This window comes from Streptomyces sp. MUSC 14 (assembly GCF_001866675.1).
Classification (GTDB): Bacteria; Actinomycetota; Actinomycetes; order Streptomycetales; family Streptomycetaceae; genus Streptomyces.
Genome location: NZ_MLYN01000026.1, coordinates 123329 through 143859, shown reverse-complemented (window position 1 = coordinate 143859; position 20531 = coordinate 123329). Strand labels below are relative to the sequence as shown.

25 protein-coding genes are annotated in these 20531 nt (G+C 70.6%); 8 read left to right on the top strand and 17 right to left on the bottom strand.

What is annotated here, in order from left to right:
• Positions 1–184: 184 nt before the first annotated feature.
• Together BIV25_RS17525 and dacB are read right to left on the bottom strand one after the other, a co-directional pair.
• On the bottom strand, positions 185–1318 hold the full coding sequence (locus BIV25_RS17525) for a zinc-dependent metalloprotease (RefSeq protein ID WP_071373279.1): 1134 nt from the start codon (positions 1316–1318) through the stop codon (positions 185–187).
• 100 nt (positions 1319–1418) lie between these two features.
• Positions 1419–2975 (bottom strand): D-alanyl-D-alanine carboxypeptidase/D-alanyl-D-alanine-endopeptidase, encoded by a 1557-nt coding sequence (dacB, locus tag BIV25_RS17520; protein WP_071373278.1) that lies wholly within the window; start codon positions 2973–2975, stop codon positions 1419–1421.
• A 124-nt stretch (positions 2976–3099) separates the two neighbouring features.
• Here dacB and BIV25_RS17515 point away from each other — a divergent pair, with 124 nt between their 5' ends.
• Both BIV25_RS17515 and BIV25_RS17510 read left to right on the top strand, forming a co-directional pair.
• Positions 3100–3591, top strand: a complete 492-nt coding sequence (locus tag BIV25_RS17515; protein ID WP_018547987.1) for an inorganic diphosphatase — start codon at positions 3100–3102, stop codon at positions 3589–3591.
• Positions 3592–3712: 121 nt separating this feature from the next.
• Positions 3713–5359: a threonine/serine exporter ThrE family protein gene (locus tag BIV25_RS17510; protein ID WP_071373328.1), complete on the top strand. Its 1647-nt coding sequence runs from the start codon at positions 3713–3715 to the stop codon at positions 5357–5359.
• 5 nt (positions 5360–5364) lie between these two features.
• On the opposite strand, the gene BIV25_RS17505 is transcribed toward BIV25_RS17510, so the two are convergent.
• Positions 5365–6312: a DedA family protein gene (locus BIV25_RS17505; protein ID WP_071373277.1), complete on the bottom strand. Its 948-nt coding sequence runs from the start codon at positions 6310–6312 to the stop codon at positions 5365–5367.
• Between the two features lie 157 nt (positions 6313–6469).
• Here BIV25_RS17505 and BIV25_RS17500 point away from each other — a divergent pair, with 157 nt between their 5' ends.
• Positions 6470–6835 (top strand): YbjQ family protein, encoded by a 366-nt coding sequence (locus tag BIV25_RS17500; protein WP_067046599.1) that lies wholly within the window; start codon positions 6470–6472, stop codon positions 6833–6835.
• Between the two features lie 40 nt (positions 6836–6875).
• Here BIV25_RS17500 and BIV25_RS17495 read toward each other — a convergent pair whose 3' ends face one another.
• Positions 6876–7637: a MerR family transcriptional regulator gene (locus tag BIV25_RS17495; protein WP_071373276.1), complete on the bottom strand. Its 762-nt coding sequence runs from the start codon at positions 7635–7637 to the stop codon at positions 6876–6878.
• Between the two features lie 160 nt (positions 7638–7797).
• Here BIV25_RS17495 and BIV25_RS17490 point away from each other — a divergent pair, with 160 nt between their 5' ends.
• Both BIV25_RS17490 and BIV25_RS17485 read left to right on the top strand, forming a co-directional pair.
• Complete coding sequence (locus BIV25_RS17490; RefSeq protein ID WP_071373275.1) at positions 7798–9084, top strand: ion channel protein; 1287 nt, start codon at positions 7798–7800, stop codon at positions 9082–9084.
• A gap of 38 nt (positions 9085–9122) precedes the next feature.
• Positions 9123–10529, top strand: coding sequence for a glutamate decarboxylase (locus BIV25_RS17485; protein ID WP_071373274.1), 1407 nt, complete (start codon positions 9123–9125; stop codon positions 10527–10529).
• 98 nt (positions 10530–10627) lie between these two features.
• Here BIV25_RS17485 and BIV25_RS47060 read toward each other — a convergent pair whose 3' ends face one another.
• Complete coding sequence (locus tag BIV25_RS47060; protein ID WP_079176699.1) at positions 10628–10849, bottom strand: DUF397 domain-containing protein; 222 nt, start codon at positions 10847–10849, stop codon at positions 10628–10630.
• On the bottom strand, positions 10842–11636 hold the full coding sequence (locus BIV25_RS17480) for a helix-turn-helix transcriptional regulator (protein WP_071373273.1): 795 nt from the start codon (positions 11634–11636) through the stop codon (positions 10842–10844). Before BIV25_RS17480 ends, BIV25_RS47060 begins: the two co-directional genes overlap by 8 nt.
• Before the next feature lie 109 nt (positions 11637–11745).
• On the opposite strand from BIV25_RS17480, the gene BIV25_RS51070 reads away from it, so the two are divergent.
• Positions 11746–11910, top strand: a complete 165-nt coding sequence (locus BIV25_RS51070; protein ID WP_177235318.1) for a hypothetical protein — start codon at positions 11746–11748, stop codon at positions 11908–11910.
• Positions 11907–12227, top strand: a complete 321-nt coding sequence (locus BIV25_RS17475) for a hypothetical protein (RefSeq protein ID WP_071373272.1) — start codon at positions 11907–11909, stop codon at positions 12225–12227. The genes BIV25_RS51070 and BIV25_RS17475 overlap by 4 nt, the downstream gene beginning before the upstream one ends.
• Before the next feature lie 16 nt (positions 12228–12243).
• Here the strand turns inward: BIV25_RS17475 and BIV25_RS17470 are convergent, their stop codons facing one another.
• The 4 genes from BIV25_RS17470 to BIV25_RS17455 form a co-directional block, all read right to left on the bottom strand.
• Positions 12244–12885, bottom strand: coding sequence for a PadR family transcriptional regulator (locus BIV25_RS17470; protein ID WP_071373271.1), 642 nt, complete (start codon positions 12883–12885; stop codon positions 12244–12246).
• 39 nt (positions 12886–12924) lie between these two features.
• Entirely contained in the window at positions 12925–13473 is a 549-nt protein-coding gene (locus BIV25_RS17465; protein ID WP_071373270.1) for a DinB family protein, read from the bottom strand.
• Between the two features lie 129 nt (positions 13474–13602).
• The gene (locus BIV25_RS17460) at positions 13603–15063 is read right to left on the bottom strand and encodes an aldehyde dehydrogenase family protein (RefSeq protein WP_071373269.1); all 1461 of its coding nucleotides are present in this window, start codon (positions 15061–15063) and stop codon (positions 13603–13605) included.
• A 66-nt stretch (positions 15064–15129) separates the two neighbouring features.
• Positions 15130–15963, bottom strand: coding sequence for a helix-turn-helix transcriptional regulator (locus BIV25_RS17455; protein WP_071373268.1), 834 nt, complete (start codon positions 15961–15963; stop codon positions 15130–15132).
• A gap of 367 nt (positions 15964–16330) precedes the next feature.
• Here BIV25_RS17455 and BIV25_RS17450 point away from each other — a divergent pair, with 367 nt between their 5' ends.
• Positions 16331–16807, top strand: a complete 477-nt coding sequence (locus BIV25_RS17450) for an ATP-binding protein (RefSeq protein ID WP_071373267.1) — start codon at positions 16331–16333, stop codon at positions 16805–16807.
• A gap of 112 nt (positions 16808–16919) precedes the next feature.
• On the opposite strand, the gene BIV25_RS17445 is transcribed toward BIV25_RS17450, so the two are convergent.
• The 7 genes from BIV25_RS17445 to BIV25_RS17415 all read right to left on the bottom strand — a co-directional run bounded on the left by BIV25_RS17445 (position 16920) and on the right by BIV25_RS17415 (position 20531).
• Positions 16920–17198 (bottom strand): DUF397 domain-containing protein, encoded by a 279-nt coding sequence (locus tag BIV25_RS17445; RefSeq protein ID WP_071373266.1) that lies wholly within the window; start codon positions 17196–17198, stop codon positions 16920–16922.
• Positions 17199–17368: 170 nt separating this feature from the next.
• A complete protein-coding gene (locus BIV25_RS17440) occupies positions 17369–17869 on the bottom strand; it encodes an SRPBCC domain-containing protein (protein ID WP_256255886.1) in 501 nt (166 codons plus the stop codon).
• Positions 17866–18213, bottom strand: a complete 348-nt coding sequence (locus tag BIV25_RS17435) for a helix-turn-helix transcriptional regulator (protein WP_071373265.1) — start codon at positions 18211–18213, stop codon at positions 17866–17868. Before BIV25_RS17435 ends, BIV25_RS17440 begins: the two co-directional genes overlap by 4 nt.
• Positions 18214–18237: 24 nt before the next feature.
• Positions 18238–18612: a VOC family protein gene (locus BIV25_RS17430; RefSeq protein WP_071373264.1), complete on the bottom strand. Its 375-nt coding sequence runs from the start codon at positions 18610–18612 to the stop codon at positions 18238–18240.
• A gap of 76 nt (positions 18613–18688) precedes the next feature.
• Positions 18689–18919, bottom strand: a complete 231-nt coding sequence (gene rpsR / locus BIV25_RS17425; protein WP_071373263.1) for a 30S ribosomal protein S18 — start codon at positions 18917–18919, stop codon at positions 18689–18691.
• Positions 18919–20271, bottom strand: a complete 1353-nt coding sequence (locus BIV25_RS17420; protein WP_071373262.1) for a GTP-binding protein — start codon at positions 20269–20271, stop codon at positions 18919–18921. Before BIV25_RS17420 ends, rpsR begins: the two co-directional genes overlap by 1 nt.
• The gene (locus BIV25_RS17415; RefSeq protein ID WP_071373261.1) at positions 20268–20531 is read right to left on the bottom strand and encodes a type B 50S ribosomal protein L31; all 264 of its coding nucleotides are present in this window, start codon (positions 20529–20531) and stop codon (positions 20268–20270) included. The genes BIV25_RS17420 and BIV25_RS17415 overlap by 4 nt, the downstream gene beginning before the upstream one ends.

The window sequence follows — 20531 nt, the reverse complement described above, 5'->3', positions numbered from 1 at the left end:
CCCTTCATGAAGTTGTCGGGGGGTGGGTCCGAGCTCAGTCACTCAGAGTGTGTAGATGGTGACAGAACCGGGAGGTTCCCCGAGCATTGCACGCCTGCGCAAGGCTCACGGTCCCTCGGACGGGTGATTGGAGGGGCGTTCGCCTGCCGCGGGCCGAATTCGATTCACGACGCGGCCGTCGCGTTCACGACTCGGCCTTGCGGTGCACCCGCGCGACCCAGTCCGCCGGTTTGGCGATCTCGGCCTTGGTGGGAAGGGTGTTGGGCGAGGTCCACACCCGGTTGAAGCCGTCGGTGCCGACCTGCTCGACGACGGCCCGTACGAACCGTTCGCCGTCCCGGTACTGCCTCAGTTTGGCATCCAGACCCAGCAGCTTGCGCAGGGCGAGATCCAGCCGGGAGGCACCCTTGGCGCGACGCTGCTGGAACTTCTCGCGGATCTCGGCCACGGACGGTACGACGCTCGGTCCGACGCCGTCCATGACGAAGTCGGCGTGGCCCTCCAGCAGGGACATCACGGCGGTGAGGCGCCCGAGGATCTCGCGCTGGGCGGGGGTCTGCACCAGCTCGACGAAGGAGCGGCCGCCGTCGTCCTCCTCGCCCTCGGGGCGGCCTCCCGCCAGGGACTGGGCGGCCTCGCGGATGCGCTCCAGAAACGTCATGGGGTCGACGTCGGTCTCCGCCAAGAACGACTGGATTTCGCCCTCCAGGTGATCGCGCAGCCAAGGCACGGCCGTGAACTGCGTGCGATGGGTCTCCTCGTGCAGGCACACCCACAGGCGGAAGTCGTGTGGTTCGACGTCGAGTTCGCGCTCGACGTGGACGATGTTGGGCGCGACGAGCAGGAGGCGGCCGCCGCCGTTCTCGCCGGCCGGCAGCTCGCGGGTGGCCGGGGCGAAGGTCTCGTACTGGCCGAGGACCCGGGAGGACAGGAACGACAGCAGCATGCCCAGTTCGACCCCGGTGACCTTGCCGCCGACGGCGCCGAGGACCGCGTTGCCGGGGGTGGCGGAGCGCCGCTCCTGCATCTTCTCCAGGAGCGGTTTGAGGATCTCGCGGAAGCCGGCGACGTTGGCCCGGACCCAGCCGGGGCGGTCGACGACGAGGACCGGCGTGTCGTGGATCTCGCCGGTGCCCATCCGGGTGAAGCTCCGGACGTGCTCCTCCGAGGCCTTCGCGTGCCGCCGCAGCTCCGCGACGACGGTGCGTGCCTCGTCGCGGCTGACGTCGGGGCCCGGTCGCACGAGCCGTGTCGCGGTCGCCACCGCGAGGTTCCAGTCGACCATCCCGGGAGATGTGGTGCCACCGAAGCCAGTCATGTCGTCAACCGTACGTGAGCGTTCCCACTTCGGGCAGGCCGTGTGAACGCGCAGCACGCGCGCGTGGCCTGCGGTGTGAACGCGGGCCACGCGCGCGTGGCTAGCCGCACCCGCACCCCGCCAGCGCGGTGGCCGTCCGGTCGAGGGCCGACTGGGCCTCGTCGGGGTTCGTCGTGCCGGAGGCCATGAAGGCGAAGGCCAGGAGGCGGCCGTCGGCGTCGACGACCGTGCCGGCCAGGGTGTTGACGCCGGTCAGGGTGCCGGTCTTGGCGCGTACGACGCCGGCGGCGCCATTGGCGTAACGGCTGGCCAGGGTCCCGGTGAAACCGGCGATGGGCAGGCCGGTGAGGACCGGGCGCAGGCCGGGGCGGGCCGGGTCGCCGGCCGTGACCAGCAGGCCGGTGAGGAGGTCGGGGGTGAGCCGGTCGTCACGGTTGAGGCCGCTGCCGTCGTGGAAGGAGGCACCGGTCATCGGCAGGCCCAGCTTCGTCAGCCGCGCGGAGATCGCCTCGGCACCGCCGTCGAAGCTGCCCGGCTGACCGCTCGCGAGCGCCGTCTGGCGGGCCAGGGTCTCGGCGATGTCGTTGTCGCTGTTGGTCAGCATCCGCTCGACGATGTCGGCCAGGGGGGGCGAGGAGACCGTGGCGAGGGTCTGCGCGCGCGTGGAGGCCTTCGAGGGGCCGGGGGACGTGGTCGTGACGCCCGCGGACTTCAGGCAGGCCGCGAACCTGGCCGCCGCGTCCTTCGCCGGGTCGCTCACCCGGGGTGCCGGGCCGCTGGCGGAGTTGTCGGTCCGGCCCTCGTCGGCGGTCAGGGCGCTGACCGGGGCGAGGTTGTCGTTGACCCCGATGGGGTGCAGGGCGGGGCCGGTGAACAGGGTCGTGTCGTAGGAGAGCGTGACCTTGCGGATGCCGCGCTTCTGCAGCGCCCGGGCGGTGTCGGCCGCGAGCTGCCGCAGGCTCGCCCAGCTGTCGGCCTCCTTGTGGGCGGTCAGCGTGGGGTCGCCGCCGCCGACCAGGACGAGCTCGCCGGTGTCGGGTTCGAAGGCCGCGCGGGTGGTGAAGCGGTGGTCGGGGCCGAGGGCGGACAGGGCGGCGACCGCGGTGGCGATCTTGGTGGTGGAGGCGGGCGTGAGGGCCGTGGTGTCGGCGCTGCCGTACAGGCGCTCGCCGGTGGTGACGTCGACGACGGACGCCGCGTGGCTGTCGCCCAGCGCGGGAGCGCCCAGAAGGGGCCCGAGGACGTCCGAGAGGGGCTTTCCGCCCGGGGCGGCCTTCTTGGTGCCCACGGCCTGCGTCGCGGCGTCCAGGCCCATTAGGACGGGCGCGGCGCTCGGCGCGGGCCGCGGCGCCCCGGCGGCCGCGCCGGAACCGCCGTGATCTGCGCCACCTGAGCGTTCCAGAGCGATCGCTCTGTCCCGCTCGGCCGTACGCTGGCCGTTGGCGTCCCAGGGGCCGGACACGGTCACCACGCCGGCGGCGAGTGCGAGGCCGGCGGTGGCGGCGCCCGCGGTGTACTGCCAGGTCCTGACGGCCCGCGGACGGGGGAGGTGCGGGGACCGGGAGCCAAGGGCCCGGGTCAGCCGCGCGGCCCCCGGCCGTACGGCTGCGACGGCCCGCGCCAGACGCGGTCGTACGGCGTTCGCAATCCGCTCCATCTGCGGTCCTGCGGCCCGCCACGGCCTCGGCTCCGGCACGACCACCAGCCCCTTTCGCGATCACACACGTGCGTGAGGGACACTTAACCACCAGAACTATGTGCTGATCATGGAGGAGCCACCGGTGGAGTTCGACGTCACGATCGAGATCCCGAAGGGTTCGCGCAACAAGTACGAGGTGGACCACGAGACCGGTCGGATCCGCCTGGACCGTCGCCTCTTCACCTCGACCGCCTACCCGACCGACTACGGCTTCGTCGAGAACACCCTCGGCGAGGACGGCGACCCGCTGGACGCGCTGGTCATCCTGGACGAGCCGACCTTCCCGGGCTGCCTGATCAAGTGCCGTGCGATCGGCATGTTCCGGATGACGGACGAGGCGGGCGGCGACGACAAGCTGCTGTGCGTCCCGGCCACCGACCCGCGGGTGGAGCACCTGCGCGACATCCACCACGTGTCGGAGTTCGACCGTCTGGAGATCCAGCACTTCTTCGAGGTCTACAAGGACCTGGAGCCCGGCAAGTCCGTCGAGGGCGCCAACTGGGTGGGCCGCACCGACGCCGAGGCGGAGATCGAGCGGTCGTACAAGCGCTTCAAGGAGACGGGCGGCCACTGAGCCGGATCCGTCCCGCTGAAACGGGCCGCACGCGCACGCGTGCGGCCCGTTTGTGTTCCCGCCGCGCAGGCATGCGCATACTGAGGCTTGCAGAAAGGTGACGTTCAGGGAGCGGTGCGTGGTGACGGAGGCGGAGGACCGCAAGCCCCGGTCCGACGAGGCGCGGTACGACCCGGAGATCACGTCCGAGTTCGCCATTCCCGAGGGCATCGAGGTTTCCGAGGGCGGTGCCGAACCGGAGACCACGTCCGAGTTCGCCGTGCCGGACGGGCTGGCCGTGCCGCAGGCGCCGGGCGCGGAGCCGGAGGGGTCGGCGTTCAGCCTGCCGAGCACCTACAGCGCGCCGACCGCGTTCACCCCGGCTTCCGGGATACCGGCGGTCAGCCTGATCAAGGACGCGCCGTGGCAGGACCGGATGCGCACCATGCTGCGCATGCCGGTGGCCGAGCGGCCGGCGCCCGAGCCCGTGCAGCGCCACGAGGAGGAGGGCCCGGCGGTTCCGCGCGTGCTCGACCTGACGCTGCGTATCGGGGAGTTGCTGCTCGCGGGCGGGGAGGGCGCGGAGGACGTGGAGGCCGCGATGTTCGCGGTGTGCCGCTCCTACGGCCTGGACCGCTGCGAGCCCACCGTCACCTTCACGCTGCTGTCGATCTCGCACCAGCCGTCGCTGGTGGACGACCCGGTGACGGCGTCGCGGACGGTACGGCGGCGGGGCACCGACTACACGCGGCTCGCGGCCGTGTTCCGGCTGGTGGACGACCTGACCGACCCGGAGACGCATGTCTCGCTGGAGGAGGCCTACCGGCGCCTCGCGGAGATCCGCCGCAACCGCCACCCCTACCCCGGCTGGGTGCTGACCCTCGCCGGCGGGCTGCTGGCCGGTGCCGCCTCCATCCTCGTCGGCGGTGACCTGATCGTGTTCGTCGCGGCGGCCATCGGCGCGATGCTCGGCGACCGGCTGGCCTGGCTGTGCGCGGGGCGCGGACTGCCGGAGTTCTACCAGTTCACGGTCGCCGCGATGCCGCCCGCCGCGATCGGGGTGGCGTTCGCGCTGGCCGACGTCGACGTGAAGGCGTCCGCCGTGGTCACCGGCGGTCTGTTCGCGCTGCTGCCCGGGCGGGCGCTGGTGGCGGGCGTGCAGGACGGCCTGACCGGCTTCTACATCACCGCCGCGGCCCGGCTGCTGGAGGTCCTGTACTTCTTCGTCGGCATCGTCGCCGGGGTGCTCGTCGTCCTGTACTTCGGCGTGAAGGTCGGCGGCAAGCTGAACCCGGACGCGGCGATGATCATCAGCGAACGGCCGCTGATCCAGATCGCCGCCTCCATGGTGCTGTGCATGACCTTCGCGGTCCTGCTCCAGCAAGAACGTTCGACCGTGCTGTGGGTGACGCTCAACGGCGGCGTCGCGTGGTCGGTGTACGGCGCGATGCACTACGTCGCCGGGATCTCGCCGGTGGCCTCCACGGCGGTGGCGGCGGGGCTGGTGGGCCTGTTCGGGCAGTTGCTGTCCCGCTACCGGTTCGCGTCGGCACTGCCGTACACGACGGCGGCGATCGGGCCGCTGCTGCCCGGCTCGGCGACGTACTTCGGGCTGCTCAGCATGGCCCAGAACCAGGTCGACAAGGGGCTGGTGTCGTTGGCCAAGGCGGCGTCACTCGCCATGGCCATCGCCATCGGGGTCAACCTGGGCTCGGAGATCTCCCGGCTGTTCCTGCGGGTCGGCTCCGCCGGGAAGCGCAAGGCCGCGAAGCGGACCAGGGGTTTCTGAGCGGCCTACTGGTTGCGGTAGTTCGGGTACGAGTTCTGGTCGTACTGATTCGGGTCGTAGTGCTGCTGGTCGTACTGCTGCTGGTACTGCCCCTGGTCGTAGTACTGCTGCTGGTTCCACTCCTGCTGCGGCTGCTGCTGGTACTGGGGCTGCTGGTACTGCTGCTGGTACTGCTGCTGGTACTGGGGCTGCTGGTAGGCGTACGGCTCCGGCTCGGTCGGTTCGATGCGGCGGAGCTGGGTCGTCGCGTCGTCCGTCACCGGCTGCTGGTGGTACGCGGGCCGGGACTGCTGCGGGACGGGCCGCGGCTCGGGGCGGGCGGCCGCCTCCTTCCTGGCCTTGCTCCGCGCGCGCAGGAACTCGATCGCGATCGGGACCACGGAGACGAGGACGATCAGGATCAGGATCGCCTCGATGTTGTTCTTGACGAAGGCGATCTTGCCGAGCCAGGAGCCGAGCAGCGTGACGCCCGCCCCCCACAGGGTGCCGCCGATGACGTTGAACGTCACGAACGAGCGGTACTTCATGCCGCTCACGCCCGCGATGATCGGCGTGAACGTGCGCACCACGGGCACGAAGCGGGCCAGGACCAGGGACTTGGGGCCGTACTTCTCGAAGAACTCGTGCGCCTTGGTGACGTTCTCCTGCTTGAACAGGCGGGAGTCCGGGCGGTTGAAGAGGGACGGACCGACCTTCTTGCCGAACATGTAGCCCGCCTGGTCGCCGAGTACCGCGGCGAGGCAGATCAGACCGATGGCGCCCCACAGGGGGAAGTTCATCTGGTGCGAGGTGATCAGCAGGCCGCAGGTGAACAGCAGCGAGTCACCGGGCAGGAAGAACCCGATGAGCAGGCCGGACTCGGCGAAGACGACGAGCAGCAGGCCCCATATACCGAAGTTGTCCAGCAGGTTGTTGGGATCGAGCCAGCTCGGGCCGAGGGCGAGTGTCATCACGGGTCCGGGCTCCTGAAGGGGTGAAGGCGGTTGCGGCGGCTGAACGGCGTACTTCCCTGCGAGTGCCGCCCAAAGCTATCAACGTGAGGTGACCGCCCCAGGTTCCACCGATGTCTCCAGGATGCACTGGGGAACGACTGAGAGAAAGCTGTGACGCATGGGACTCGAAGACTACGGCGGCGGCCAGGGGCCACAGCCGGACGTGCTGGTCGTGACGACGAACGACGTGCCCGGACACCGGGTGGAGCAGGTGATCGGCGAGGTCTTCGGACTCACCGTGCGCTCGCGCCACCTCGGCAGCCAGATCGGCGCCGGACTGAAGTCGATGATCGGCGGTGAGCTGAAGGGCCTCACCAAGACGCTCGTGCAGACCCGTAACCAGGCCATGGAGCGCCTGGTGGAGCAGGCACGCGCGCGTGGTGCCAACGCCGTGCTCGCGTTCCGGTTCGACGTGACCGAGGCCGCCGACGTGGGCACCGAGGTGTGCGCGTACGGCACGGCGGTCGTCCTGGCCCGGGAGTGACCCCCGTGCGCCCCGGGTCAGGACCGGCCCGGGGCGCGTGTCAGGAGGTGTGCCGGTCGGCGTTGGCGAGCATCGCGCCCCGCAGATGTTCGGCGAGGCCCGGCCGCACCGCGTCGTAGAACGCCTTGAAGCGCTCGTCGGAGACGTACATGTCGCCGAAGCACCGGTGCATCTCGTACGGCACCTCGAAGTACCACCGGCCGAGGTGCTGCCGGTGCTCCTCGGCGAGGTCCATGGCGGCCTCGCCGGTCGGCTCCTCGCCGGCGTCCACCAGGGCGGCGTAGCGCTCCTGCCAGTCGTCGACCTCGGCCTGGATGCGCTTCCAGTCCTCCTTGGTGTAGGTGGCGGCGCGGCGCTGGGACTCGGCCCACGCCTCGGTGTTGCCCCAGCGCTGCTCCGCCTCCTCGCGGTACTGCTCGGGGTCCTTGTCCCCGAAGACCTCGAACCGCTCCTCGGGGGTGAGTTGCATGCCCATCGTGCGTGCCTCCATGGCGTGCTCCACGGCCGCGGCCATCTTCTGCAGCTTCTCGATCCGGGCGGTCAGCAGGTCGTGCTGACGGCGCAGGTGGTCCTGCGGGTCCGCCGCCGGATCGTCGAGCAGGGCCGCGACCTCGTCGAGCGGGAAGCCGAGCTCCCGGTAGAACAGGATCTGCTGGAGCCGGTCGAGATCGGCGTCGGTGTAGCGCCGGTGGCCGGCGTGCGTGCGCCCGCCGGGCACGAGCAGCCCGATCTCGTCGTAGTGGTGCAGGGTGCGCACCGTGACCCCGGCGAACCCCGCGACCTGTCCCACGGAGTAGCTCACTTTTCCGCTCCTTGTCGTCGGTACGCCCTCCACGCTGAGGCCTCACGTGGCGTGAGGTGCAAGCCGGTTCGCGTTCCGGATCACCCCGGATGACGCACGCACGGTGCCCGCCGTACGCGTTTAGCCCGTTTCATTAGTTTTATCCGTTTATGGTGAGCTCGTGGCCCAGGACACCGTGCGGCAGCCGCCCCCGACCGCTTCCACGGCTCCGGCACGGTCTCTGCTGCCGTTCATCCTGCCCGCCGCCGTCGTGGGCGCGGCCGCGGCCCTGGTCTTCGTCGGGGTGAGCGCGGCCGCGGAGAAGCTCCAGCACGTGCTGTGGGGGCCGCTGCCGGACGCGCTCGGGGTGGGCCGCTACTCGGCGCTGTGGATGTGCGTCATGCTCGTGGCGACCGGGATCGCGGTCGGGCTGGTGGTCTGGAAGGTGCCGGGCCACGCCGGCCCCGACCCGGCGACGCTCGGCCTGGACGCCCCGGTCCTGCCGCCGGCCGTGCTGCCGAGCCTGCTGCTGGCGGCCGCGCTGATGCTGGCCGGCGGTCCGAGCCTCGGCCCGGAGAACCCGGTCATCGCCGTGAACGTGGGCCTCGCGGCCTGGCTCGGCACCCGGCTGCTGCCCCGGACGCCGGACTCGCTGTGGCCGGTCCTGGCCGAGTCGGCGACGATCGGCGCGCTGTTCGGCGCCCCGGTGGCGGCGGCGCTGGTCATCTCCGAGGCGCTGGCCGGGAAGCCGATGCGGGGGCGGCTGTGGGACAACCTGTTCGCGCCGCTCACGGCCGGCACGTGCGGGGCCCTGACGACCGCCCTCGTCTTCCACCCGACCTTCGACCTGGGACTGCCGCCGCTGCGCCACCTCGACGCCCAGGACGTGCTGGCCGCCGTGGTGATCGCCCCGGCCGCCGCGCTGCTCGGCATGACCGCGGTGTACGCCTTCCCGTACGTCCACGCGGCCTTCCGGCGGCTGCGGCACCCGATGCTGATGCTGCCGGCGGGCGGGCTCGTGCTGGGCGCGCTGGGGGCGCTGGGCGGGCGTCTGACGCTGTTCAAGGGGCTGGCGGAGGTCGAGGAGCTGGCCCGGCACCCGGAGGGCTGGTCGGCGGGGCGGTTCGCCGTGATGACGGTGGTGAAGCTGGCGGCGCTGCTGGTGGCCGCGGCCTGCGGCTTCCGTGGCGGCCGTATCTTCCCTGCGGTCTTCGTCGGTACGTCGCTGGGTCTGTGCGCCCATGCGCTCGTTCCGGCCGTGCAGCCCTCGGTGGGCGTGGCGACGGGCGTCCTGGGCATGCTCCTGGCTGTCACGCGACACGGCTGGGTCAGCCTGTTCACCGCCGCCGTCCTGGTGGCCTCGCCCGCTGTCCTCACCCTGCTGTGCATCGCCTCGCTGCCCGCCTGGCTGCTGGTGACGGGGCGTCCGCAGATGCAGTTGCGGCCGGACGGCTCCCCGGTCCGCTGATCCCTCTGATCCTTCCCGAACCCCCGGAGGCACGTTTCATGGCCCTGCACAAAGGTCCCGAGCAGCACCAGAAGCGCGTAATGTCGGTCAACCCGTTCTTCGGTGAGGCCAATCCGGTCGCCGGCATGACCGAGGCCCCGCCCACGCACCGGCTCCCGGACGGCCCGCTGCCCCCGAACACGGCGTACCAGCTGGTGCACGACGAGCTGATGCTGGACGGCAACTCCCGGCTGAACCTGGCCACGTTCGTCACCACCTGGATGGAGCCGCAGGCCGGGGTGCTGATGGGCGAGTGCCGCGACAAGAACATGATCGACAAGGACGAGTACCCGCGCACGGCCGAGCTGGAACGGCGCTGTGTGGCGATGCTCGCCGACCTGTGGAACGCGCCCGACCCGTCGGCGGCGGTGGGCTGTTCGACGACCGGGTCCAGCGAGGCGTGCATGCTCGCCGGGATGGCGCTGAAGCGGCGCTGGGCGGCACGCAACGCCGACCGCTACCCGGGCGCCCGCCCGAACCTGGTCATGGGCGTCAACGTCCAGGTCTGCTGGGAGAAGTTCTGCAACTTCTGGGAGGTGGAGGCCCGGCAGGTGCCGATGGAGGGCGACCGCTTCCACCTGGACCCGCAGGCGGCGGCCGAGCTGTGCGACGAGAACACCATCGGGGTCGTCGGCATCCTCGGCTCGACCTTCGACGGCTCCTACGAACCGATCGCCGACCTGTGCGCGGCCCTGGACGCCCTCCAGGAACGCACCGGACTCGACATCCCGGTGCACGTGGACGGCGCGTCCGGCGGCATGGTGGCGCCCTTCCTGGACGAGGACCTGGAGTGGGACTTCCGCCTTCCCCGCGTGGCCTCGATCAACACCTCCGGGCACAAGTACGGGCTCGTGTACCCCGGCGTCGGCTGGGCGCTGTGGCGGGACGCGGAGGCGCTGCCGGAGGAGCTGGTGTTCCGGGTGAACTACCTGGGCGGCGACATGCCGACCTTCGCCCTCAATTTCTCCCGGCCCGGCGCGCAGGTGGTCGCGCAGTACTACACCTTCCTGCGCCTCGGCCGCGACGGCTACCGGGCGGTTCAGCAGTCAACCCGGGACGTGGCGACCGCGCTGGCCGAACGCATCGGAGAACTGGGCGACTTCAGGCTTCTCACCCACGGGAACGAGCTGCCGGTGTTCGCCCTGACCACGACCGGCGACGTCACGGCGTACGACGTCTTCGACGTCTCCCGGCGACTGCGCGAGAGCGGCTGGCTGGTGCCGGCGTACACCTTCCCGGCGAACCGCGAGGACCTGTCCGCCCTGCGGATCGTGTGCCGCAACGGCTTCTCGCACGACCTTGCCGACCTCTTCCTGGCCGACCTGACCCGTCTGCTGCCCCAACTACGCCGCCAGCCACATCCGTTGACCCGGGACAAGGCGGCGGCGACGGGGTTCCATCACTAGGTGCTCCGCTGGAAGTGCCGCAATGTGCCGTCGGCCATCTGCGGGTCCATCGTGGCTGGTCGCGCAGTTCCCCGCGCCCCTTCGGGCGCTGCGAGTGGTCAGGAGCGAAGGGCTCCGCCCCTGACCGCCGCGACGAACAACGCCCACGCGGGCTCCGCGACGAGGAGCGCGGGGCCCTCCGGGCGCTTGGAGTCGCGGACGGGGACGCCGGAGGGGTGGTGGTCGAGGACTTCGAGGCAATTATCAGCATTGGGACTGCTATAGGTCGACTTGCGCCAGCCGGCCAGTGAGGCGGCGTTCCATATGGTCCGGTCAGTCATCGTGTCCGTAGTCCTTCGCAGTGGTCCTGAGCAGAGCGACCGAGTCTTTCAGGGACAAGGCGTCGCTCAGGGCGAGATCGTAGCGACTCTGCAACTCGTGGACCGTGGAAGGAGAATCGTGCACCTTCCCCGCCCCGTGCCCCTCGGTGTACGCCAGGGGCGGCTGGTCCTCGAACCACATGAGCCTGAGGGTGTTCTCCAGCAGCGGATGAAGGCCCACCTCAAACGGCAGCACATGTACGCGGATACGTCCAGCCTCAGTAAGGCTGACGAGATGCATGATCTGCTCCGCCATGACGCTCCCGCTGCACACAGGCCGTCGTAGCAACGCCTCGTCCAACAGCGCCCACAGTACGGGCGTGACGGAATCTTCGAGGATCTTCGCGCGTTCAAGGCGTGTGACGACGCGCCTGTCACACTCCTCCTCGCTCACCGGAGGGAACGCCGAGCCCAGAACCGCGCGTGCGTACCTTTCAGCCTGAAGGAGGCCAGGGATGTACGCCAGGGCGAACTCCCGGATCATCACCGCCTGTTGTTCGAGTACGCGCACCGCCTCGAAATAGTCGGCGATCGCCACCTCGTCCCGGGGCCGAAAACTACTCAACACATTCCCCGTGTTCAGAGCCTTGTCCAGCCTCCGCGCGTCCTCCACCGACGGCACCCTGCGCCCCGCCTCGATATGCGCGATGTGCGAACGCGTCATGACCGTCGTGTCCGCCAACTGCTGCTGTGTCAGCCCCGCCGCCTCGCGCTGTTCCTTGAGCCAGTCGCCGTACTTGCTGCCCACCGGATCAACTCCCTTGTGACAAATGCTCCGTCACACGCTCCCCTCTGGCGAGGCTAGCCCGCGCGACCGCACAGTGTGATCAGTTCGCCACAGAAAGCGAGTTCGCGACATGAGTCACCGCTTGGTCCGCCGCCTCTTCGGGGCACTGCGCCGCCGACGCCGTCCGGGTACGGCGGCCTCCCCGCCGCCCGCGCCCTACGTACCCCGTCTCATCGCGGGCCGGGTGCCCGGCATCGGTGTGGGCGCGTGCCTGGATGCCGAGGTGGGCAAGTGACGTCCGGCGGGAACGGGACCCGGCTGCTGCCCTGGACGGGGCTCGGGGGCAAGCCCTGCTATCTCGTGACCGACGGGTCGGGGCAGATGTCCCGGATCGCCGACACCGTCGAGCGTGTGCAGCTCGGCATGGCACACGACCTGCTCGGGCACGCGAGCGACCTGCTCGCCGACGACGGGCCGACGCCGGCCCAACTCCGGTTCCTGCTGGCCCGGATGAGCGAGGCTCTGATCGCCGTACTCCGGATCGCACAGAGCCGTGGCGCCCGCCTTCCCGTGCCGGTCCACGACGACCCTGCTGAGGGCGACGGAGTCTGACGCGGCCGCTCCTGCCTCAGCGGTCGTCCTCCGGATGCCGCTCCCCCGTCGCGTACGGGTTCTCCTCGCCCTCGGCGAGCACGCCGACGAACGGTTCGCCCTCGCCCGCGAAGGTGTACGCCCCGTTCTCCAGGCGCTCCACGAGGCCCCGGGTCCACGCGTCCTCGGAGTCGGCCGTGTGGACCCACATGTTCATGATCTCGCCGATGTGACCGAGCCGGGCGGTCCCGCCCTCGGGCACGTAGTGCTCGGTCACCGAGGCCCGCCACGCCTCGATCCGCCGCGAGCGCTCCTTCAGCAGCTGCACCGCCTCGGCCCGGGGCAGGTCGACCATGAAGCCGAGGGCCGCCGTCTTCATGTCGCCGCGCTGGTCGTACGTGACCAGCGCCTCGCGCAGCAGGGCGAAGTACTCCTCGGTGCCCTGCCGCGTCACCTCGTACTCGGTGCGGGGCGGGCCGCCGGCCGTGGACGGCGCGATCTCGTGCGCGTGCAGCAGCCCCTGCTTGGCCATCTGCTTCAGGGCGTGGTAGATCGAACCCGGCTTGGCATGGGACCACTCGTGCGCGCCCCAGTACTCCAGGTCGCCGCGCACCTGGTAGCCGTGGGCCCGCCCGTGCTGGCGGACCGCGCCCAGCACGAGAAGACGGATCGCTGACATGGGGTCCAGGTTATTGCCGTACGACCGCCCGCCCGGCGCTCACCCCCAGGAGGTGCCCTGCTCCAGCGCCACCAGCTCGAAGGCGGTCCTGCCGTCCAGGCTCTCCCGGATGATGTCGGCGTGGCCCGCGTGCCGGGCGGTCTCGCGGATCAGGTGCAGGCACACCCAGCGCAGCGAGACCCGGCCCTCGGGCGGGAACCAGGGGTCCGGCGGCAGCGGGAAGGAGTCGTCCAGGCTCGGCGCGGACCGGATGAACTTCTCCGTCTCGGCGGCGACCTGCTCCCAGTACGCCAGCCGTCCCGCGACCGTCTCGTCGTCGGCCAGCTGGAAGCACTCGTGCCAGTTCGACTGGTCGCGGTGCACCGCCGGCGGCTCGTGCTTCGCCCGCGCGATCCAGGTCTGCTCGACCTCGGCGACATGCTTGAGCAGGCCGCCGAGCGACAGCTCGCTGGCGCTCGGGCGGAGGCGGGCCTGCTCCTCCGTCAGCCCGAGCAGGGCCCGGCGGACGCCGCCCCGCTGCTCCTCGATGAACGCGAGCAGCGCCCCGCGCTCGTCGCCCTGCGCCTCCGCCGCTACGTGCGTGACCATGACCGGCCGCCTTTCGTCGGTACCGCCGGGGCTCCGCGCCCCTGGCACCGATGAACGTACGGGCCATTGAGGTCAGATCCTGACCTCAATGGCCCGCCGCTCCCGGAAACGTCGGAGACGTCGGAGGCGTCAGAACGGGAAGCCGCTGCGCCCGTGCTGGACCGAGATCCACTTGATCGTCGTGAACGCCTCCAACGTCGTCTCGCCGTTCAGCCGGCCGATGCCCGAGTGCTTCTCGCCGCCGAACGGCACGAGCGGCTCGTCGTGGACCGTGCCGTCGTTCACGTGGAACATGCCCGTGTCGATCCGCTTGGCGAAGGCGACGCCCCGCTCGATGTCCCCGGTGTGGACGGCGCCGCTGAGGCCGTACGGGGTGTCGTTGACGATGCGGACCGCCTCCTCCTCGCCGTCGAACCGGATGAGGAAGACGACCGGGCCGAAGACCTCCTGCTGGAGCAGCGCGGAGCCGGCCGGGACGCCCGTGAGCACGCTGGGCTCCACCAGGTTGCCCTCCGTGGCGCCCCGGACCAGGGCCGTGGCGCCCTCGGCGAGCGCCTGCTCGACGGTGCCGGAAAGGGCGGCCGCCTGCTGGGAGTTGATCACCGGGCCGATGACGGTCTGCGGGTCGCGCGGGTCGCCGGTCTTCAGGGTGCGGACCTTGGCGACGAACTTCTCGGTGAACTCGTCGGCGACGGAGGCGTCCACGAGGACCCGGTTGGCGGCCATGCAGACCTGGCCCTGGTGCACGAAGCGGCTGAAGACCGCCGCGTCCACCGCGTAGTCGATGTCGGCGTCGTCGAGGACCACCAGCGCGCTGTTGCCGCCCAGTTCGAGCACCGAGCGCTTGAAGTGCCTGGCACACACGGTGGCGACGTGCCGGCCGACCGCGTCGGAGCCGGTGAAGGAGATGACCTTCGGGACCGGGTGTTCGAGGAAGGCGTCACCGATCTCGGCGATGTCGGTGACGACGACGTTGAGCAGGCCGCCGGGCAGCCCGGCGTCCTCGAAGATCTTCGCGATCAGGGTGCCGCCCGCGATCGGGGTGTTCTGGTGCGGCTTGAGGACCACGCCGTTGCCTAGCGCGAGGGCCGGGGCGACGGACTTCAGCGACAGCAGGAAGGGGAAGTTGAACGGGCTGATCACGCCCACCACCCCGACCGGCACCCGGTAGACGCGGTTCTCCTTGCCGTCGGCCGGGGAGGGCAGGATCTTGCCCTCGGGACGCAGCGCGAGGTGGATCGACTCGCGCAGGAACTCCTTGGCGAGGTGCAGCTCGAAACCGGCCTTCACGCGCGTGCCGCCCAGTTCCGCGATGATCAGGTCCGCTATCTCCTGCTCGCTGTCCTCTATCAGCCGCAGGGCGCGCTCGAAGACCGCACGCCGCGTGTACGGGTTGGTCTCGGCCCACTGCTTCTGAGCGCGCGCGGCGGCCCGGTAGGCCTGGTCCACCTCGTCGACGGTGGCCACGGTGATCGAGGCCAGCTTCTCGTCGTCGTACGGGTTGAAGTCGATGACGTCCCAGGAGCCGGTGCCCGGACGCCATGCGCCGTCGATGTACTGCTGGGCCAGGTCGCTGAAGTAGGACGACATGTGATCCCTCAATCACTCGCGGACAGATCCGGTCAAGGTCTGATCGCATGTCATCGTACTTACGTTTCAGGAGAGTTGGAGGAGACCTCGCAGAAGATCCCGGCTCTCGTCGGGGCCCGGACTGTCCTGCTGGAGTTCCTTCAGCGCCTGCTCGTACTGGGCGACGTCCTCGCGCTTGTCGAGGTAGAGGGCGCTGGTCAGCTGCTCGACGTAGACGACGTCGGACAGGTCGGCGTCCGGGAAGCTGAGGATGGTGAAGGCGCCGCTCTCACCGGAGTGCCCGCCGAAGCGGAACGGCATCACCTGGAGGCGTACGTTGGGCCGCTCGGAGACGTCGATGAGGTGCTGGAGCTGCCCGCGCATCACCTCGCGGTCGCCGTACGGGCGGCGCAGGGCGGCCTCGTCGAGGACGATGTGGAACTCGGGGGCGCCGGCGGCGGCGTCGGCGAGCAGGTACTTCTGCCGCTCCAGGCGCAGGGCGACCCGGCGCTCGACGTCGTCCGGGCTCGCGCCCGTCATGCCGCGCCGCACCACCGCGCGCGCGTACTGCTCGGTCTGGAGCAGGCCGTGGACGAACTGGACCTCGTAGACGCGGAGCAGCGAGGCGGCGCCCTCCAGGCCCACATAAGTGGGGAACCAGCTGGGCAGGACGTCGGTGTAACTGTGCCACCAGCCCGCCACATTGGCCTCGCGGGCGAGGGAGAGCAGCGACTGGCGCTCGACCTCGTCGGTGATGCCGTACAGCGTCAGCAGGTCTTCCACGTCCCTGACCTTGAAGCTCACCCGGCCCAGTTCCATGCGGCTGATCTTCGACTCGGATGCACGGATCGAGTAACCCGCCGCCTCGCGCGTGATCCCCCGTGCTTCACGCAGCCGCCTGAGTTGCGAGCCGAGCAGCATCCGCCGCACCACCGATCCGGGCTCTCCCGCGCTCACGTTCGCCAGCCTCCCCAACCCGTCCTAGGGCCCGCAGTCTGCCACTAAAACGCTTCGCGCAGTACTCGTCCGGTTACGGAAACGGAAAGAGCTCGGCCGTTTCTGCCTGCGTCTGGCGGGAAGAGGTCAGGACCACTGACGGTAATCGCACTGAAGATGGCAGAAAAAATGGCCAAGAAGCGGTACGGGCAGTGTCATTTCGGTCGCGTGCACGTGCATCTGCCCTTGCATCTGCTCTGCGCATCCGAAACCATGGGTGCCGCGCCACCGCTGCATCGCAACGACCGCGAACTCCCCGGGAGTGCCTCGCATGGGAACGAATGGATCGACCATGCTCAAGCCGTTACGGCAGGGCCTTCCGCCGTTGGATCCCGCAGCCGTGTCGGACGCCGCCTCCTGCGCCCTGCCCGCCCGCTACGAAGCGGTGCGCGAGGCCCGGCGCTTCACCCGCGTCACCCTCGACCAGTGGGACGTCGGCGACCGCTTCGACGACATATGTCTCGTCGTCTCCGAACTCGTCACCAACGCCCTGCGCCACGCGGTGCCGACGGACACGGCGTGCGCCGCGCACACCGCCCCGTCCGTCCGGCTGCATCTGATGCGCTGGACCGAGCGGCTGGTGTGCGCGGTGCGCGACCCGAGCCACGAGACACCGACCCCACGGGACTCGGACGACTTCTCGGCCGAGTCCGGGCGCGGGCTGTTCCTGGTGGACTCCTTCGCCGACAGCTGGGGCTGGCACCCGCTCGCGGGCACGCTCGAAGGCAAGGTCGTCTGGGCGCTGTTCCGGCTCCGGCCGACGGCCTGACTCGGTGCAGCACCCGGCGACGCACACTTTCTACGCGCGTCGCCCCGGATTCTCCGCCTACCCCGACCACCCCGACATCGTTGCCACCACGGGCACCGCCGGCCCCGGCACGTCAGCCGGCGATCAGGTGGTCGAACTCCCCGTCCTTGATGCCGAGGAGCATCGCCTCGATCTCCGCGCGCGTGTAGACGAGCGCCGGCCCGTCCGGGAAGCGCGAGTTGCGTACGGCGACCTCACCACCCGGCAGCCGGGCGAACTCCACGCAGGAACCCTGCGAGTTGCTGTGCCTGCTCTTCTGCCAGGCCACTCCGTCCAGCTGCGTGGCAGCCATGCCGTTGTACACGTTGCACACGTCGTACCCCCCGTACACGCCGTCAACGTCGCGGTCCACAGGTCGCTCCCCGCTGGTGCACTGGCTGGTGTGGCCATGGATGCTGTAGTCAACTGACCCGGATCATAACCCCGTTCACGTGCGGATGCATGAGCAAATGCACGTGCACGCGCGGTGTTCCCATGATTACAGCTTTGACGTTCGCTTTACCCGCCGGGAAGACGCCTGTGTCACCGAAGCCGTTCGAGCGTCTGCCCCAGAGCAGGCAGGACATGCCCCCGCCATCCCCCGTCCATGATCTTCCGCGCCATCAGCTGAGCCGGGTCGTCCGGATCGAACCCCTCGTGCACTAGGAACAGACGCGTTCCGCGCCCTTCCTGTTCCAGGGTCCACGTGATCGTCCAGTCGGCCCGGTTGGCCGGATCGGCGTCCGCCCAGCGGACGGACAGCATCCGCTCGATGGCGTAGGCGAGGACCCGCACCTCCACGACGCCCGAGAAGTTGGAGTTGGGACGCGGGACGGAGGTCATCCGGTACACGTGCCCGATCTCCAGCCGGAAGCCCTCGGCCCCGGGCATCTGCCATTGCACGAGCAGATCGGGGTCGGTCAGGGCGCGCCAGACCTTGGCGGGCGGGTGCGGGAAGAACTGGGCGACGCGGACGGTCGACAGGTCGTCATCGGCCGTCGTGTCGCCGTCGGGCGTCATGCCGTCATCGGGTCCGGTGCTCATGGCCGGTCATCGTCGGGCATGCGGTCGAGCAGATCGCCGAGGCCCTTCAACTGCTCGCGCCAGAACCGCTCGTACGGGTGGAGCCAGTCCTGCACCTCGGCGAGCGGGGCGGCCCGCAGACGGTAGATGCGCTGCCGCCCGGAGCGCTGCTCGGCGACGAGGCCGGCCTCCCGGAGCACCTTGAGGTGTTCCGAGAGGCTCGGGCGGCGCATCTCGAAGTGGTCCGCGAGGGCCTGGACCGGCTGGGGCCCGCGCTCGCGCAGCAGCCGCAGCACCTCGCGGCGGGTGGCGTTGGCGAGCGCGGCGAAGACGCGGTCCTCGGCGGCCGCGGCGGTCCCGTTCATCGACTGGTCGGATTCATTGAGCGGTCAGAGGCCTTCCTTCTCCGTCAGCAGCATCAGACCGTTGCCGTCGGGGTCCGCGAAGGAGGCCATGCGCCCCCAGGGCAGTTCGTCCGGGCCCTGCACGGGGGTCCCGGCCGCGGCGAGCCGGGCGCAGTCCGCGTCGACGTCGGTCGTGACCAACATGATCCCCCGCGCCGAGCCGGGCTCGAAACCACCCATGCCCGGACCGGAGAGCGTGAAGACGGTCTGCGCCCCTTCGGGGGCGACCTGGAGCCAGCGGCCCTGGGGCATGTCCCGGTCGGCGGTGACCGTCAGACCGAGGACGTCCCGGTAGAAGCGCAGGGCGCGGTCCAGGTCGGAGACGGGAAGCGTGACGAATGAGGCGTGCGTGATGGTCATGCCGGAAGAGTAGGTAGGTAATTCCCTACGCGTCAACCGTAGGAAGTCTCCTACCTGTAAGACCTCACCTCTGCGTTCACCTGCTGGAGTACGGCAGCAGCGCCATCTCCCGTGCGTTCTTGACCGCCTGCGCCAGCTGCCGCTGCTGCTGCGCCGTGACCCGGGTGACACGGCGGCTGCGGATCTTGCCGCGGTCGGAGATGAACTTCCGCAGCAGCTCGGTGTCCTTGTAGTCGATGTACGTGACCCCGGCCTGGTCCAGGGGGTTCGGGCGGGGATGGGGCTTGCGGTCGGACTTGCGGGACATCAGATCTCCAACAGGGTGTCGAAGGCGGGCGGGAGCCGCTTCCAGGCGTCGCGGCCGGCGGCGTACTCCGCGTCGGTGAGCAGGCAGGTCTCCAGCAGGTGCGTAAGCCCGTCGCGGTCCAGGCCGGGTGAGGTGAAGACCAGGTGGTTGCAGCAGTCGCCGTGCTCCGGGTGCCAGTCCAGCGCGGCGGCGGTCCGGCGCACCGGCGGCACCAGCTCCCAGGCCGCGTCCGGCAGCGCCGCCAGCCACGGCCCCGCGCTCTCCACGCACAACGCACCGCCGGCCGCGTCCCAGTGCAGGAGCGCGTCGGGCTTGTCGGCGAGCCAGAACCGGCCCCGGCTGCGGGCCGCGGCACAGGTCAGGTCCTCCAGCGCTGCGTACAGCCGCTCCGGGTGGAAGGGGCGGCGACGATGCCAGACCAACGTCGAGACACCGTGCCCGGCGGCCTCGGCGGGCAACCGCGCACAGGCCGGATGCTGCGCCGCCGCGGCCGCCTCGACATCGAACCCACCGAGAGCGGCGCGAGCGAGAGGGCCCGGCTGCTGTTGCCCTTCGGGGACTTGCGGGGCTTGCGGGGCTTGCGGGACTTCCGGGGCTTGCGGGGATTGGGGGACTTCCGGGGCTCGGGGAGCTTGCGGCTCCGGTGCACGTGCAGCTGCGGGTTCCGGTGCAGGTGCGGCGTCGACCGCCGGTGCCGGTGGGGGTGCCGCGCCGACGGGCGGGGTCGGTGGGGGCGCGGGTGAGGTGCCCGCCAGAGGGCCGTGGCCGATCGGGACCTGGCGGGCGGTCGGGTGGAGTTGCGCGAGCAGCTCGCGGTCCTCGTCGTCGGCCTCCGGGGAGTCGGCGACGGCCAGGACGGGGGCGTACTCCAGCTGCCGGGCGAAGGTGTCGGCGACCGTACGCTGGTCGGTGGCCGCCGCGGCGAGCCCGGCCTCGGCGAGGTCGTCGCCGTTGCCGAGATACGGCAGGACCAGCGCAGGGTCGACGGCGGTGATCACCGACGTGACGGTCAGCCCGCCGGAGACGATCACCTCGGCCATCGCCCTGGGCTCGACCGAGTCCCACAGCTCGACGACGGCGAGCCGGGTCGTGCCGTCGTCGGCGAGCCGCCGTAGCTCGGGCACCAGATCCTCGCGCAGCGCACAGCACGCGCAGTCGTTGACCAGCGGCGTCTCGCCCGAGGACAGGACCCCGCCGCGGTCGCGGACCGTGCGCACGACCATGCCGGCGGCGGCCGTCGCCAGGTCGTGGTGGAGTACGACACTGCCGGGCACGTCGGCCAGCAGCCGGTCGACGGCCGCCCTGCGCGCGTCGGCGTGCAGCCCGCCGACCACGGCCACCGCCAGCCTCACGCCCCGCCCCGCTTCCCGTACCGGCGCTCGAAGCGCTCCACGCGCCCGGCGGTGTCCAGCACGCGCGCGGTACCGGTGTAGAAGGGGTGACTGACGTTCGAGATCTCGACGTCGACCACCGGGTAGGTGTGGCCGTCGGTCCACTCGATCGTCTTCCCGCTCGCCCTGCCCACGAGCGTCGAGCGGGTGAGGAAGGCGTGGCCGGCTGCACGGTCACGGAACACGACGGGCCCGTAGTCCGGGTGGATTCCCTTGCGCAT

Excerpts from the sequence above, each read along its gene's own strand:
- BIV25_RS17525 (WP_071373279.1), bottom strand. The coding sequence starts at position 1,318 with ATGACTGGCTTCGGTGGCACCACATCTCCCGGGATGGTCGACTGGAAC.
- dacB (WP_071373278.1), bottom strand. The coding sequence starts at position 2,975 with ATGGAGCGGATTGCGAACGCCGTACGACCGCGTCTGGCGCGGGCCGTC.
- BIV25_RS17500 (WP_067046599.1), top strand. The coding sequence starts at position 6,470 with ATGGGACTCGAAGACTACGGCGGCGGCCAGGGGCCACAGCCGGACGTG.
- BIV25_RS17485 (WP_071373274.1), top strand. The coding sequence starts at position 9,123 with ATGGCCCTGCACAAAGGTCCCGAGCAGCACCAGAAGCGCGTAATGTCG.
- BIV25_RS47060 (WP_079176699.1), bottom strand. The coding sequence starts at position 10,849 with ATGACTGACCGGACCATATGGAACGCCGCCTCACTGGCCGGCTGGCGC.
- BIV25_RS51070 (WP_177235318.1), top strand. The coding sequence starts at position 11,746 with ATGAGTCACCGCTTGGTCCGCCGCCTCTTCGGGGCACTGCGCCGCCGA.
- BIV25_RS17470 (WP_071373271.1), bottom strand. The coding sequence starts at position 12,885 with ATGTCAGCGATCCGTCTTCTCGTGCTGGGCGCGGTCCGCCAGCACGGG.
- BIV25_RS17465 (WP_071373270.1), bottom strand. The coding sequence starts at position 13,473 with ATGGTCACGCACGTAGCGGCGGAGGCGCAGGGCGACGAGCGCGGGGCG.
- BIV25_RS17460 (WP_071373269.1), bottom strand. The coding sequence starts at position 15,063 with ATGTCGTCCTACTTCAGCGACCTGGCCCAGCAGTACATCGACGGCGCA.
- BIV25_RS17455 (WP_071373268.1), bottom strand. The coding sequence starts at position 15,963 with ATGCTGCTCGGCTCGCAACTCAGGCGGCTGCGTGAAGCACGGGGGATC.
- BIV25_RS17450 (WP_071373267.1), top strand. The coding sequence starts at position 16,331 with ATGCTCAAGCCGTTACGGCAGGGCCTTCCGCCGTTGGATCCCGCAGCC.
- BIV25_RS17440 (WP_256255886.1), bottom strand. The coding sequence starts at position 17,869 with ATGAGCACCGGACCCGATGACGGCATGACGCCCGACGGCGACACGACG.
- BIV25_RS17435 (WP_071373265.1), bottom strand. The coding sequence starts at position 18,213 with ATGAACGGGACCGCCGCGGCCGCCGAGGACCGCGTCTTCGCCGCGCTC.
- BIV25_RS17430 (WP_071373264.1), bottom strand. The coding sequence starts at position 18,612 with ATGACCATCACGCACGCCTCATTCGTCACGCTTCCCGTCTCCGACCTG.
- rpsR (WP_071373263.1), bottom strand. The coding sequence starts at position 18,919 with ATGTCCCGCAAGTCCGACCGCAAGCCCCATCCCCGCCCGAACCCCCTG.
- BIV25_RS17415 (WP_071373261.1), bottom strand. The coding sequence starts at position 20,531 with ATGCGCAAGGGAATCCACCCGGACTACGGGCCCGTCGTGTTCCGTGAC.